The sequence below is a fragment of the Hydrogenophaga sp. 70-12 genome (assembly GCF_001897365.1).
Taxonomy (GTDB): Bacteria; Pseudomonadota; Gammaproteobacteria; order Burkholderiales; family Burkholderiaceae_C; genus Hydrogenophaga; species Hydrogenophaga borbori.
The window spans coordinates 26,008-39,548 of record NZ_MKSS01000426.1 but is presented as its reverse complement, the minus strand read 5'-3'; the positions used below and the strand labels follow the sequence as shown (position 1 = coordinate 39,548).

Genomic DNA, 13,541 nt, shown 5'->3' with positions numbered 1-13,541 from the left:
GCACCCAGTGCGAACTGGGACCGTCCTTTCCTGCGTGATGAGTTGCGCGAACGAAGAACTCGTGAGCGAGAGTGAGGTGATAGCCGGCGGAACCCCGTGGGCCTGACACGGTCGTTGTTGCGGCTTGCCAGAGAGTTTCGCTACGGGGCGAACTTGCCTTGACCCGGTGCTTGGATTGAGTACCCTTGGCGTGCCAGTGCTGAGGGGACTTCTCCGAGGCTTCAGGTAGACAGGTCCCCAGAGCGGGATCTGTCTGCTTGATTTCACATGGTTTCCTCCTGCAAAAGGGACATCACACGATCCAGGACATCATCCGGTAGCTGGTTGGATCTTGATCTAAGGGTGAGAATGCAGGCGCTCACTCTCGGAGGAAGGGGATTTCCGGAGTACATGTCCTGAATGGCTAGGCTAACCAGCATCTGCCGATCGTCGTCGCTTAATTCCAGGTACGAGGCAATGCTTGTGACGCGACTTGGGGTGGCCAATCGCTTTGAGTTTTCGAGCTCACTGTAGTAGCTCGTGGAGAGACCAAGCAGAGAAGCCATACTCGCTTGGCTAAAACGTCTAGTGGTACGCAGCCGGTACAGCATTTCGCCAAAGCTGCTAGGTGGCTGAGACACCTTTCCGGTCCGGTTACTGGCTCCGCCGCGAACTGGCGGATGGTCCGGCGACGGACATCCGAGATGGTTCGGCTCAAGAGCCATTCTCATGTGTGGGACCTCGCGCCTTGATCGGAACTTCTGTGTTTGACGGCTCGGAAAGTATGTGACCAGGTCGCTGGTTGAGATCAAGAAGTTGACATGGCAATAGGTGAACTCCTTCTTCTCACCTTTCACCAGCGGTGAGAACAATGAACGAGTTCTTCTCACCGTTCACCAAAGGTGAGAACAACGAACGAGTTCTTCTCACCATACTGAACTGTCAGATTGATCGAGGACGTCGTACCACCATGGTTGGGATTGAAGGAGATGCCAAGCACTGGCCGCAAGAGTGGTTGCGGCAGCTTCCGTTGCGTATGGAGGCCATGCAGCATGCAGGCGTACGTCGAAGTGAATTCCATTTTGCCGCGTACGTTCTACTCTGAAGACAGCATCTCAGTGCGTTCAGCCGCCATTCGACGCCTCTGAATATGCCGTTCACGGTTGGGCACTAGGTCTAGGATGGCGAAGTCGGCGCTTCAATGCAGCCTCTCTGGCCGCCGATGCTCCTGTCCCCACTCATACAGAAACCGCGTAACCATGCGCCGAACCTCCCTGGCATTGAGCCTCGCATTCGAATAGACCGAGCTTGGTGGTATAGGAAGTACGCCTGCTGGGAGACCCCATTCAATTCTGATGTCTTCCACCACACCTCGCGCCAGAACGGGCATGTGCTCCCGCCGAGGCTCAGGCATGTACACGATGATGAACCTCGAAAGCAGTGGTCGCGGAATGTTGCCAAGCCCGTTCGCCGTGGCCCAGAAACTCAGCCGAGTCATGTCGCAGGTCGTCTGAAGGAACGTGTCGTGCCAGCGCTTGGCTGACTCCGATTCGAGGAGACCCAAAAGCACAGACGTGATGGGCGCGCTATTGCTCGTACGACTTGTCACTTTGTCCAGTTCATCGAGCAACACAAGGCCGCTCGCGCTCTGGTGCCGCAACATCAGATTCAAGAGTGGCGACGGTTCGCCAGAGGCCCAACCCCTCGGCGTTCCGGTAATCGGTTTGCTGTCATGCATGCCACCAATTCCCAGCGGCAAGAACGGCAGCTTGAGTAGTTCCGCGATGCGACGTACAAATCGTGTCTTGCCGGACCCCGGGAACCCAACCACGAGCACAGGAGGTAGCTGCAGTTGTTGCACGCCGAACAAGCAACGGGATTGCAGCAAGACCCCCAGTTCGTCGATAGCCGCGTCCGCCCAGGGGAACTCGGCCCTCATGGCGATCAGGATCTCTTCGACGTGATGTAGTGGCGGCATGTGCGCCACTGGCAGGTAACCCAGCAATGGCTCGTACTGCTTGATGACCTCCCTGTCTTCCTTGCAGTTGCCGGGATTGATCGGTCCGTGAACCACCCGAAGCACATGCGCTGTTTGCGTGGCGTCGGCGCTTCCATCGATGGTCGAAAACGCGCCTTGCGCTGTGGAGGCCATTGCAGCGATTTGGTCACCTCCAAAGACGTTCAGCGCGACGATCTGCTGCAGTCGACCATTCCATAAAGTCGCACATTCCATGGCATCCCGTCGTTGGCGCAGGTGCTTGGTCAACGCAATCCAAAGCCCCATGCCCACACTCTCGAAGAACTGCTTGCGAGCCGCTTCTGCGCGCAACGGAAAGTGCTGCGTGTCGTTGACCGATAGGACCGCAATGGCACGGATGACCGCCAAACAGTCTCGCGTGGACCAAGTCGAAAGCTTTGCGTCCCGCTCAGCCTCCATCGCCAAGTCGATGCACTTGAGGAGTGTTTCAGCTACCGATGCGGGAACCAGAAGTTTGGGCGGCGCACTCGCCGAAGCCGTCTCTGCGAGCACAAGCCTGGGCAGCCCATAGTTGCCCAGCGACGTCGGCGCCACTTGCCATGCACCATGAGCGAGCGCCAGATCACTCATGGCCAACTGGACCATGGCGAACGCCTCAAGCAGATAGGCGTTTCGCGTGTTTCGGCCCATCTCGTGCAGCCACTCGTTGCGAAAATTCCGAACGCTGTCATCATCGAGCTCAAGGGCCTCGAGCTCTTCGAGGACCCTGATGGCAAGTTCTGAACGCCTGGGGCTCTCCACAGGGGATGAGAGCGCTCGTCTGATCAGGCGTCGAAACGCGCCGAATCGCCGAGGTGCGTTGTTCGTGTCCGTTGCGATGAGCAGCAACGGGTGGCGGAAGCCTCGTCCGCCAATGAGTGAAGAAGTGGGTCGAGCGTCGGTGCGCTCCTTGGCATCTGCAACCATGTTCGCCTCCAAAAAGGTGGAACGGTTGCGGTGCAGGTCCTGCGGTGTTGCAGGACGTTCGGAGAGCAACCCCCGAGTCGTGGGACAAAGCGCCCACGAAGTCAGGCTACGTCACGTTGCATCGCGAAGCAAGCTTCGAGTTCGAAGTGGCCGACGAACGCGAGCGGACGACGAATTTGCGCTATCGGATACTCCGTACACGACTTCGGATATGCCGCAAATTCTTAGAGCGCGAGACACTTGTTGTCGCTCCGTTCTTTTGCCCACCTCAGACGAGGCTGCGGGCGAATTCATCGACCGTCATCACCTCGGTGCCTGCCGCGCGCGCCCGGTCGAACAGGTCGTCGGCGAGTGATTCGAATCCGGGCACCGGGCTCATGCAGTCGCGAAGCAGGACCACCCGGGGCGTGGCCGCGGGCGTCCTCCTGCCCAGGAACCGCATGAACTGGTCGTAGCTGGCCGCCACGCAGTGGCTCGAGGCCTGGCCCGCGATCGCGATCACCTCGGCACCGTCGGCCAGTGCGGTGGCCAGCGTGGTGTTGAACTGCGTGGCCGGCACCGAGGCCACGGGCGCGTCGGCCTCGAACACACCGAAGTGCTCGCTCAGTGGGTATTCACCCTTGAGCACCTTGGTGACGGCGCGCTGGTGCGCCATTTCCCAGGCCGCGAGGCTGCGCGCCAGATCGCCCTGGATGTTGTGGCCCCAGGTGCCGGTGACGCAGTGCACCGGCCAGACCACCATGCCCGCCTTGCCGGCCGCGGCCAGTTGCTCGAGCATGCCGATCACCTGTTCGGTCAGGCGGGCGTCGCGCGGCCGGTAGGAGCCGGCTCGCACATCGTCCGCGGTGATGAAGCTGAACGGCGCCACGGGCTGTCCGTCCGGGCCGAGCCAGAAGGTGGTGCGCTCGACCGCCACGCTGGCGTGCGAGTCCAGCGTGACCGTGATGCCGCCGATGCGGCTTGCGTTCGAGTCAATGAGGCCGGCCAGGCGCTTGAGGTCTTCGTTGGCGCCGGCCACCGGCAGGGCGGCGCCCTCGATGTCGCAGAAGTCGTTCTGGGGATCGATGATGAGCAGTTGGGTGCGCATGGCAGTCACTCCTTGCTGGCAGGCGATTCGACCGATCGGAAGGTGCGCGGAAAGACCGCGGCGCGCTCGCGGTCGAGGATGCGATAGCCCATGGCCGCACGCCCCGCGTCGCCCGCGATCGAACCCGCCTCGAGCAGGAACTGCGCATCGAGCATGCGCTTGCGAAACGCGCTCTTGTCCATGGGGCGGCCGAGCACGATCTCGTAGGTGCGCTGCAACTGCGGCAGCGTGAAGGGCTCCTCCAGCAGGAAGGCCGGCAGCGAGGTGTACTCCACCTTGCCGCGCAGGCGCTCCACCGCCGCGGCCAGGATCTCCGCGTGGTCGAAGGCCAGGCGCTTGCGCAGGGCCGCGTTGACCTCGATCCACTCCGACGCCGCCGACGCCATCTCCTCGCTGTCGGCGGGCGGTGGGACCAGGGCGAAGTAGACATGGGTGGTGCACCACCCGCGGGGGTCGCGCGTCGCACTGCCCCAACTGCCCAGTTGTTCCAGGTAGGGCGCGCTGAACCCGGTCTTCTCGCCCAGCTTGCGCAGCGCACAGTCGGCCAGGCTGGCGTCCAGGTCCACGTTGACGAATCCGCCCGGCAGGGCCAGGCGGCCCGGGAATGGATCGGTGGCTGCCTCCGGGCGGCGCACCAGCAGCACCTTCAACTGCTCGTCGAGCACCGTGAAGATCACGACGTCGACGGTGACCAGCGGTCGCTCGAAGTCGGGTGCCGCAACGCGAGAAGGGGATCGTTGGCTGGCCATGCTTGACATCTCCGGTTTGAGTTGTACTATACAACCCATAAGAGTTGTACAGTACAACTCAATAAGGAGCCCCAAATGCTTGGCATCCGCTTCATCAAGTCGCAGCCCACCACCCACCTCATGCAGTTCCGCGGCGGCAAGCTCGTGCGCGAAGGGGCCGGGCTGTCCTTCTTCTACTACGCACCCACCACTTCCCTGGTCGCGGTGCCGATCGCCAGCCGCGACGCCGGCTTCATGCTGGACCTGGTGACCAGCGACTTCCAGGGCGTGACGGTGCAGGGCGAGCTCACCTACCGGGTGGGCGACCCGGGCCGCATCTACAAGTTGATGGACTTCTCGCTCGAGCCCGACGGCACCACCTACGCCTCGGAGGACCCGGAGCGCCTGCAGGACCGGGTGGTGATGCAGGTGCGCGCCATCGTGCAACAGGTGATCCAGGGCCTGTCGCTGCGCAACGCGCTCAAGGCCACGGCCGAGGTCGCGCGCGCCGTTCAGGAGCAACTGGGCCGCCAGCCCGAGGTGCAGGCGCTGGGGCTGGAGATCCTGGGGGTGGCGGTGGTGGCGATCAAGCCCACGCCCGACATCGCCCGCGCGCTGGAGGCCGAGGCGCGGGAGGCCAATCTCAAGGCGGCCGACGACGCCATCTCGCAGCGGCGCATGGCCGGCGTGCAGAACGAGCGGGCCATCCGCCAGAACGAGCTGGACACCGAGATCGCGGTGGAGGTGAAGAAGCGCGAGATCCAGGAGACACAGATGGAGGCCCGGGCCGCGGCCATGCGGCGCCAGAACGAGTTGCGCGCCGAGCAGATGGGCGCCGACATCGAGCTGGAGAACCAGCGCAAGGCCTTCGTGGCCAGCGAAGCCGAGAACACGCGCCAGGCGGCCGAGGCCCAGGCGCACAAGGTGCGCGCCGTGATGGACGCGCTGGAGAAGGCCGACCCCCGGGTGGTGCAGGCGCTGGCGGCCGTGGGCATGCAGCCGGGCCAGCTCATCGCCCAGGCCTTCGGCGGCATCGCCGAGCGGGCCGAGCGAATCGGGCAGCTCAACCTGTCGCCCGAGTTGCTCAACTCCCTGTTGGGCGCGGGCGGTGGGGCCGCGGCGTCGGCGGTCACGCGGAGGTCGGCGTGACCACCGCCGCCAGCGATCGGCGGGTGGTGCTGGTGACGCGGCGCACGCGGCTCGATACCCTCATCGCGCGCCACAACACGCTCGGGCAGGCGAGGTTCTATGTGGAGCACCTGGGGGCCGACTTCTCGGACTACCTCAAGGAGAACGAGGCCTACGCGGCCAGCCTGCGGGTGACGGTGCAGGCCCTGCAGGCCTGGGGGCGCTACCAGATCGTCGACCGTTCGCTGCTGGCCAACTTCGTCTTCGCGCCGAGCGACATCGTGGTGGCCCTGGGCCAGGACGGCCTGGTGGCCAACACCATGAAGTACCTCGAGGGCCAGCCGCTGGTGGGGCTCAACCCCGAGCCCTCGCGCTGGGACGGCGTGCTGCTGCCGTTCCAGCCGGCCGATCTCGCCGCCATCCTGCCGGGCGTGGCGGCGGACCGGCGCGACACCCGCACGGTGACCATGGCCGAGGCACGACTGAGCGACGGCCAGGTGCTGCGCGCGGTGAACGACCTGTTCGTCGGTCCGCGCAGCCACACCTCGGCGCTGTACGAGCTGTCGCACGGGTCGACCACCGAGTTCCAGTCCTCCTCGGGGTTGATCGTCTCCACCGGCCTGGGCTCCACCGCCTGGCTCAAAAGCATCGTCACCGGGTCGCTCGCGATCGCGCGCAGCCTGGGCGCCAGCACCGACGACGAGGACTACCAGCCCATGCCCTGGGAGGAGCGGGCCCTGGTGTTCGCGGTGCGCGAGCCGTTCCCCACGCGCACCTCTCAGGCCACGCTGGTGCACGGGCGGGTGCTGGCGGGCGCGCCGCTGCGGGTGCGCTCGCGCATGCCGGACAACGGGGTCATCTTCTCGGACGGCATGGAGGCCGACCACTTGCAATTCACTGCGGGGATGGAGGCGAGGATTGAGCCCTCGAGGACGACCGGCAAACTGGTGCTTTGAGCAGTGTTTGGGTATCGGTGTTGAGCAAATGAGGGTCTTGTCTAGTGGGGCAGAGATGGGCCCTCATCGGGGGAATCGAGGCGCATTGCCGTGCGGCTGCCTCAAGCCAAGCCGCATCATCGTGGCCTAGAAGTGACGCTGCAGATACCGAGCTTTGCAGCACCCAGGTATTCGGACTCGGCGAGATTTGTTGGCGCTTGTCAGTGGGCGCGCGCGCCAACGCCCGGCGCGCCGCTGATCTACTTCATTGCGCCTCGTGCCTTCACCCTCGAGGCCGGTAACCTGTTTCTGGACTCCAATGGCATCAATGTCGTCTCCGGCGCCTTGCTCGCGCCTTCGCGGCTGAGCTGTGCCACACGCCGGCGCAGTTGCTGGTGCAGACGCACTGGACGCAGGACCGCATCGCCAGCCGCAGCGGTTTCCGTTCGGTGGACGCGCTGCAGCGCGCGTTCGCGCGCCAGCACGCCGTCACGCCGCAGGCCTATCGCGACGGCGCGCGGCGCCACTGAGGCTGACACGCGCTGCTTCCATTACAGTAGCGCTGGCACCTGTCCGCGCTGACTGACCTTAGGGAGGCAAGAGCTGTCATGACAAGGAAGACAAACGATGCCGTGTGCCACCCGGTGCGGGGGCAGCGTCGCGATGGATCCTTGCGCCACCGGCGCTCGCGCCTGTCGACGGCGGTGCTGGCCCTGGTCTGCGCGACCCTGGGCGCCCCATGGCGCAATCGATCACGGCCATCGGTGACGTGAATCCGGCCCCTGTCTCGACGCCGACCTGGGACGTGCCGGGTGGCGAGATCTATGTCGGCGACACCGGCGGCGTGGGCACCTTGACCATCCAGGGCGGCGCCACGGCGAGCAGCGCGACCGGCGCGCTCGGCTACACCGGGGGCGACGGCACTGTCACCGTCACGGGCAGCGATGCCAGCGGCAGCGTGTCGAGTTGGACCATGCCGGGCGATCTGGCCGTCGGCGCGGGCGGCACGGCGTCCCTCTCCATCCTGAATGGCGGCCTGGTGAGCAACGCGTTCGGCAACATCGCCTCGGGCGGCGGCACGGCATCGGCCACCGTCTCGGGCGTTGACGTCCATGGCAACCGCTCGACCTGGATCAATGCCGTTACCCTCACCGTGGGCAATGCCGGCGCGGGCTCGCTGCTCATCGAGAACGGAGGCCTGGTGCGCAGTGTCCAGGGCGCCATCGGCGGCACCACCGGCGTGGGCCCGGGCGTTTCCAGCGGTACGGTCACGGTCAGGGGCAGCGACGGCAATGGCCGCGTCTCGACCTGGGAACTCGGCAACAACCTGTATGTGGGTTTTCTGGACCCTGGTGACTTGTTCGTTGAAGACGGCGGTGCGATCACGGGCCACACCGCCTACATCGGTTACCAGGTGGGCGGCAACGGCACGGCCACGGTGTCGGGGCAAGACGCCGTCAGTGGGCGCGCGTCGAGCTTCGATTTCTCCGCGCAACTGAACGTCGGCTACGAGGGCACCGGCGAACTGACCATCGAAGACAGCGGCACGGTGCGAACGTCACTGGCCCGCATCGCCGTTCAGGCCGGCTCCACCGGCACGCTGCACCTCAACGGCAATGCGCTCGCGCGCGGCGTACTTGAAACCGACGTGGTGATCCGGGGCGACGGCGCCGCCACGCTCGACCTCAACGGCGGCATCCTGCGGGTGACCTGGGACGAGTCGGACTTTCTGCGCGGCTTCACCACACTGGCCGGGGGCGCTGAGGGCGTGTGGCTCGACACGAACAACCATGCGGTGGGCATCGGCACCGCCTTCACCGGCGCGGCCAGCTTCAACAAGCTCGGCCTGGGGGCGCTGACGATGTCCGGTCTCAGCACCTACGCGGGCGCCACCACCATCACCGCCGGCACCTTGCGCGCCGGCGTGGCCAACGCCTTCAGCGCGGCCTCCGCGCACACGGTGGCGGCCGGCGCCACGCTCGACACGGCGGGCCTGGACCAGACCGTGGCCAGCCTGGACAACGCGGGCACCGTCGCGCTGCTGGGCGCCGCGCCGGGCAGCCGGCTGACGGTGAGCGGCGCCTACGTGGGCCACAACGCGCTGCTGAGGATCGGCACCGCCTTGGGCGACAGCAGCAGCGTCAGCGACCGCCTGGTGCTCGATGGCGCCGGTGCCAGCGCCAGCGGCACCACCACCGTGCAGGTCACCAACCTCGGCGGCCTGGGCGCGTTGACCACGGGCGACGGCATCGAGGTCATCAGCGCCATCAACGGCGCCACCACCACGGCCCAGACCACCCGAGACGCCTTCCGGCTCGCGGGTGATCACGTCGACGCAGGCGCCTACGAGTACCGCCTGTACGCGGCGGACGCCAACGGCGCGGGGGAGAACTGGTTCCTGCGCTCCAGCGCGCTGGCGGCCGATGCCGCCACGCCCGCCTACCGCGTGGAGGTGCCGCTGTTCGCCGCGCTGCCCGAGCAACTGCGCCTGGGGAACGCCGTGATGCTGGGCAACTGGCACCAGCGCATCGGCGATGGCATCGCCCGCGGCGCCGAGCGTCAGACCTGGGCGCGCATCATCAGCGCGGAGCGCACCATCAGCCCCAGTTCGTGGTCAAGGTGGCGCAGCAATTTTGGGGGCACGACCCGCACACTGTTCAAGGACCGGCCGCTCATGAGCGCGAAGCCGATCTGCAGTGCCAAGCCCAGCTTGAGGCTGCCGCTGCGCCATCGCGCCAGCAACTAGTGCTCGGTGCACTGCAGCTGAAAAACGCCTGCAACTCGAACTCGCTGAGTTCGCACGCGATGTCGCGCAGGCACAGGTAAGACGTTTGCAAGCCTTGCATGGCCGCGCTCCTCGACGATTTGGGGGCCGAAAACGATTCGCTGCGGCGAAGTGAACAGCAATGTTCGAACAATCAATGACTTACCGACCACCCCCCCGCGTCAGTACTGGAGAGTTATACGTCACTTTTTGCACTGAAATCAAAAGGACCCCTTGATCGGAACCTTCGCATCTGCCGACCGGCCTCGCGCGGTGGCTGCCCAGATTCAGCCAATCGAACAGACCTATCGTCCGTGCGAAATCCTCGCCATGCTGCCCGGAGCGATGTGGCGCATGGAGTATCGAAGTCGCGCACTCGTTGACATCATGATTGCTAGCCTGAGATTGGAGAGTAGCGCGACCTTCACGACTTCAGTGCATACCATGCGACGCCGTCTCCACTCACGGCGCATTCCACGGCGCTTTCCGCGATGAGGTAGTTCATGCAAGCCACGGCCTCGCCCGTGGCGAGACTCAGTTGCTGTCCATCCTGCGCCCCTATGGCGCGGTGAAAGAGGGCGGGGAACACGTCCACGATCCGTTGCGGCCCGTTGCATAGCGATTGGCGCAGCCGCTCCAGCGCCTGGTCCTGGCTGGCCCTGAGCGAGTCCAGGCGTTGGTGCAGCCCGTAGAAGGGCTCGTTGTGGGAGGGCAACACCAGCACATCGGCGGGCACCTCCCGCGCCAGCTTGTCCAGCGACTCGTACCACTCCTTGAGCGGATTGGCCTGAGGTTCGGTGGCGAACACCGATACGTTCGACGAGATTCGCGGCAGCACTTGGTCGCCCGCGATCAGCAAATTCAGGTTGTGGCAGTACAGGCAGGCATGCTCCGGCGAATGGCCGCCGGTGGTGATGACCCGCCAGTCGTGCGGGCCCAATGGCACCAGATCGCAATCCTGCAGGCGCCGGAAGCTCTCGGGTAGCGCGTGGATGTGCTTGCCGAAGCTGCCAAAGCGGCTGCGGTAGCCTTCGATGGCCGCTTCCGACCAGCCGGCGCGGCGGTGGAACAGCACGCCGTCGGGCGGCGCCTCGCGATTCGTGTCGGCATGCATCACGCGGCAACTCAGGTATTCCAGCCGGCTCATGTGCAATGGTATGCCTGCACGGCGCGTGAACCAGCCGGCCAATCCGATGTGGTCGGGGTGCATGTGCGTGGCGTACACCCCCTGCAGGGGGCGCGCCAGCGGACCCTGCGCCATGAGGGCCAACCAGTCGGCCACGGTGGCGGGATCGTTCAGGCCGGTGTCCACCAGCACCCAGCCATCGCGCGTGTCGATGGTCCAGACGTTGATGTGGTCGAGCCGGAATGGCATCGACAGGCGGATCCAGCGCACGCCGGGGGCGAGTTCGACCGTGTGGCGCGGCGCGGGCGGCTCGAACGGGTAGGTCAGCGCAGCAGTGTCGGGCTTCGTCATGGTGCAAGGTCAGATGCCGGTGAGCCCGCCCGTGCACAGCAGGGTCTGGCCGCTCACGTAGTCAGACTCAGGAATGCAGAACAGGTAGGCCGCGCCGGCGGCCTCCTCGGGCGTGCCGGCCCGGCCCAGCGGGATGCTGCGCTCAAGCATGGCCATCAGGTCCGGGTTCACGCCCACCTTGATCGCGCGTCCATCGACCTGGATGGCGGCGCCGGCATCGGTGGTGGCCTCGGTCATGCGGGTCCCGATGAGGCCGTAGGCCACGCAGTTGACCGTGGTGTTCAGGCGACCCCACTCCTTGGCCAGCGTCATGGTCAGGCCCACGATGCCGGCCTTGGCGGCAGAGTAGTTGACCTGCCCCACGTTGCCGAAGACACCCGCGACCGAGGAGATGTTGACCACCTTGCGCACCACGCGGCGGCCGGCCTCGGCGTCGGTCCGGCTCAGCGCCCGGATCACCGGCTGCGCCGCCCGCAGAATGCGGAACGGCGCGGTCAGGTGCACGTCGATCATCGCGTGCCATTGCTCGTCGGTCATCTTCTGGATGACGTTGTCCCAGGTGTAGCCTGCGTTGTTCACAAGAATGTCCAGCCCGCCGAACGCGCTGGTGGCCGTGCCGATCAGCCGGTCCGCGAAATCTGCGTCCGCCACGCTGCCGCAGCAGGCCACCGCCTCGCCGCCCAGCGCGATGATTTCCTCGCGCACGGCCATGGCGGGCTCGTTGTCGAGGTCGTTGAGGACGAGCCGGGCGCCTTCGCTCGCGAGCTTGAGGGCCATCGCCCGGCCGATGCCCCGGCCCGATCCGGTGACCACGGCCACCTTGCCCCGCAATTTTTCCGACATGGTGTGCTTCTGTGTTTACCGGGCGGTTGCCGCCTCGGCGTCGTAGGCGTCAACGCTGCCTTGCTGGCGCAGGACGGCGCGCTGGATCTTTCCGGTCGCCGTCTTCGGCAAGCTGTCCATCTGGCGCAAGTAACGCGGCTTGGCAAAGCGCGGCAGCTGAGCGCTGGCCTGGCGGACGATGTCCGCCATGTCCAGCACCGCGCCTTCGCGGGGCACCAGGGCCAGCATCACCTCATCCTCCCCGCCCGCGCCCTGCGCCGGAACGGCGTAGGCCGCCACTTCGTGGATACCCGGCAACTGGCCCACCACGGCCTCGACTTCTGTGGCCGAGATGTTCTCGCCACGTCGGCGAATGCAGTCCTTGATGCGGTCCACGAAGGTAATGAGCCCCTGCGCGTCCCGCGTGCCGGCGTCGCCCGTGTGAAACCAGAGGTTGCGCCATGCCTCGACCGTTTTCGCCGGGACGTTCAAGTAGCCCGCCATGAAGCCGAAGGGCACCTTGGGCCGCACCAGGATTTCGCCCACCTGCCCGACCGGCACGGGTACGTCGGTCTCTGGGTCGGCGATGCAGATCTCGAATCGGTCCTCGTGCGCCCAGCCGGCCGCGTTCGGCGCCGGCTGCCCGATGCGTCCCCAGATGGGAATGCCGACCTCGGTCATGCCGAACCCGGACAGGACGTCCTTCACGCCGAAGCGCTCGCGGAACACGGCTTCGTGCTGGGCGGGGTTGGGTGCGCTCAGGCTGGCGCGCAAGCGGTGGTTGCGGTCCTGCTCCGTGGGCGGCTGATTGATGACGAACATGGCTGTGGTGCCGAGGTGGTTGGTCAGCGTGGCACCGGATTCCCGGATGTCGGCCAGCCAAGTGCTGGCGCTGAAGCGCTGCTTCAGGAAGGCCGGGATGCCCGCCAGCACCGTGGCCCCCAGTTGCAGGAACAGGCCGTTGGCATGGAACAGGGGCAGGCAGATGTAGTACTTGTCGGTTTCGGTGATTTCCAGGCTGCGTATCGACCCCAGCCCAAGCAGTGCGCAGTGGCAGTGCGGCATCAGCACGCCCTTGCTCGGCCCGGTGGTGCCGGAGGTGTACATGATGCAGAAGATGTCCTCGGGCCTCGGCGCGGGGCCCTCCCAAGGCGCGCAGGCGTTGCTGTCCGTCCAGGCCACCTGGCGCAAGTGCTCGGGCACGGCGGCGGGCGCATCGCCCACCACGATCAGGGTGCGCAGGTGGGGCAGTTCCTCCGCCAGGATGGCGATGTGTTCGACCAGCGATGCGTCCACCACTATGGTGGCCAGTTGGCAGTCGTTCAACTGGTGACGAAGGAATGAGGAGCGCAGCTCGGTGTTGAGCATCACCGCTGTGGCCCGCAGGTAGCCGATGCCGAACGTGGTCGCCACCATGGCGCAGCTGTTGAACATGAAGACGCCGACGCGCTCCTCAGGCTGCACGCCCAGTTGGTGTAGGAAGCCGGCAAACCGCTGGCTGCTCGCGAAGGCCTGCTCCGCAGTGAGGGTGCTGCCCCGGCTGTCCTCCAGCCAGGGCGCGCCAGGGTGGCTGGTGGCCCATTCGCGCAGGGCATCGGTCAGCGTGCATGCGTGGGGTTCGTGGATACGGCTGTACATGGGTCTCTTTCTCCATTCCTTGGAATATCGATGTGGGGC

The 13,541-nt window shown here is 65.8% G+C and carries 12 protein-coding genes; 5 read left to right on the top strand and 7 right to left on the bottom strand.

Features of this window, described 5'->3' with window-relative positions; translation table 11 throughout:
• Positions 1-263: 263 nt before the first annotated feature.
• Positions 264-590, bottom strand: coding sequence for a helix-turn-helix domain-containing protein (locus tag BGO22_RS22425; RefSeq protein ID WP_181936463.1), 327 nt, complete (start codon positions 588-590; stop codon positions 264-266).
• Positions 591-850: 260 nt separating this feature from the next.
• Here BGO22_RS22425 and BGO22_RS22275 point away from each other — a divergent pair, with 260 nt between their 5' ends.
• Positions 851-1,084 (top strand): hypothetical protein, encoded by a 234-nt coding sequence (locus tag BGO22_RS22275; protein ID WP_147326204.1) that lies wholly within the window; start codon positions 851-853, stop codon positions 1,082-1,084.
• 93 nt (positions 1,085-1,177) lie between these two features.
• Here BGO22_RS22275 and BGO22_RS22270 read toward each other — a convergent pair whose 3' ends face one another.
• The 3 genes from BGO22_RS22270 to BGO22_RS22260 all read right to left on the bottom strand — a co-directional run bounded on the left by BGO22_RS22270 (position 1,178) and on the right by BGO22_RS22260 (position 4,759).
• Positions 1,178-2,992 (bottom strand): AAA family ATPase, encoded by a 1,815-nt coding sequence (locus tag BGO22_RS22270; protein WP_147326205.1) that lies wholly within the window; start codon positions 2,990-2,992, stop codon positions 1,178-1,180.
• 199 nt (positions 2,993-3,191) lie between these two features.
• Positions 3,192-4,010, bottom strand: a complete 819-nt coding sequence (locus BGO22_RS22265) for a cysteine hydrolase family protein (protein WP_070400754.1) — start codon at positions 4,008-4,010, stop codon at positions 3,192-3,194.
• Between the two features lie 5 nt (positions 4,011-4,015).
• Positions 4,016-4,759 carry an NUDIX hydrolase gene (locus BGO22_RS22260; RefSeq protein WP_070400755.1) on the bottom strand — a complete coding sequence of 248 codons (744 nt, stop codon included), beginning with the start codon at positions 4,757-4,759 and terminating at the stop codon, positions 4,016-4,018.
• A 75-nt stretch (positions 4,760-4,834) separates the two neighbouring features.
• Between BGO22_RS22260 and BGO22_RS22255 the strand changes: the two genes are divergently transcribed.
• From BGO22_RS22255 to BGO22_RS22240, 4 genes are all read left to right on the top strand, one after another.
• Entirely contained in the window at positions 4,835-5,887 is a 1,053-nt protein-coding gene (locus BGO22_RS22255) for an SPFH domain-containing protein (protein WP_070400756.1), read from the top strand.
• Complete coding sequence (locus tag BGO22_RS22250) at positions 5,884-6,822, top strand: diacylglycerol kinase catalytic domain-containing protein (RefSeq protein ID WP_070400757.1); 939 nt, start codon at positions 5,884-5,886, stop codon at positions 6,820-6,822. Before BGO22_RS22255 ends, BGO22_RS22250 begins: the two co-directional genes overlap by 4 nt.
• 374 nt (positions 6,823-7,196) lie before the next feature.
• Entirely contained in the window at positions 7,197-7,331 is a 135-nt protein-coding gene (locus BGO22_RS22245; RefSeq protein ID WP_416186991.1) for a hypothetical protein, read from the top strand.
• Positions 7,332-7,540: 209 nt separating this feature from the next.
• Positions 7,541-9,547: an autotransporter-associated beta strand repeat-containing protein gene (locus tag BGO22_RS22240; protein ID WP_070400758.1), complete on the top strand. Its 2,007-nt coding sequence runs from the start codon at positions 7,541-7,543 to the stop codon at positions 9,545-9,547.
• Positions 9,548-9,989: 442 nt separating this feature from the next.
• On the opposite strand, the gene BGO22_RS22235 is transcribed toward BGO22_RS22240, so the two are convergent.
• The 3 genes from BGO22_RS22235 to BGO22_RS22225 are packed head-to-tail and all read right to left on the bottom strand — an operon-like array spanning position 9,990 to position 13,502.
• The gene (locus BGO22_RS22235; RefSeq protein WP_070400759.1) at positions 9,990-11,042 is read right to left on the bottom strand and encodes an MBL fold metallo-hydrolase; all 1,053 of its coding nucleotides are present in this window, start codon (positions 11,040-11,042) and stop codon (positions 9,990-9,992) included.
• 9 nt (positions 11,043-11,051) lie between these two features.
• Positions 11,052-11,885, bottom strand: coding sequence for an SDR family NAD(P)-dependent oxidoreductase (locus BGO22_RS22230; RefSeq protein WP_070400760.1), 834 nt, complete (start codon positions 11,883-11,885; stop codon positions 11,052-11,054).
• 15 nt (positions 11,886-11,900) lie between these two features.
• A complete protein-coding gene (locus tag BGO22_RS22225) occupies positions 11,901-13,502 on the bottom strand; it encodes an AMP-binding protein (protein WP_070400761.1) in 1,602 nt (533 codons plus the stop codon).
• Positions 13,503-13,541 lie beyond the last annotated feature (39 nt).

What these genes read in the sequence shown, in the direction of transcription:
- BGO22_RS22225 (WP_070400761.1), bottom strand. Translation starts at nt 13,502, where the DNA reads ATGTACAGCCGTATCCACGAACCCCACGCATGCACGCTGACCGATGCC.
- BGO22_RS22425 (WP_181936463.1), bottom strand. Translation starts at nt 590, where the DNA reads ATGCTGTACCGGCTGCGTACCACTAGACGTTTTAGCCAAGCGAGTATG.
- BGO22_RS22240 (WP_070400758.1), top strand. Translation starts at nt 7,541, where the DNA reads ATGGCGCAATCGATCACGGCCATCGGTGACGTGAATCCGGCCCCTGTC.
- BGO22_RS22235 (WP_070400759.1), bottom strand. Translation starts at nt 11,042, where the DNA reads ATGACGAAGCCCGACACTGCTGCGCTGACCTACCCGTTCGAGCCGCCC.
- BGO22_RS22265 (WP_070400754.1), bottom strand. Translation starts at nt 4,010, where the DNA reads ATGCGCACCCAACTGCTCATCATCGATCCCCAGAACGACTTCTGCGAC.
- BGO22_RS22230 (WP_070400760.1), bottom strand. Translation starts at nt 11,885, where the DNA reads ATGTCGGAAAAATTGCGGGGCAAGGTGGCCGTGGTCACCGGATCGGGC.
- BGO22_RS22255 (WP_070400756.1), top strand. Translation starts at nt 4,835, where the DNA reads ATGCTTGGCATCCGCTTCATCAAGTCGCAGCCCACCACCCACCTCATG.
- BGO22_RS22260 (WP_070400755.1), bottom strand. Translation starts at nt 4,759, where the DNA reads ATGGCCAGCCAACGATCCCCTTCTCGCGTTGCGGCACCCGACTTCGAG.
- BGO22_RS22275 (WP_147326204.1), top strand. Translation starts at nt 851, where the DNA reads ATGAACGAGTTCTTCTCACCGTTCACCAAAGGTGAGAACAACGAACGA.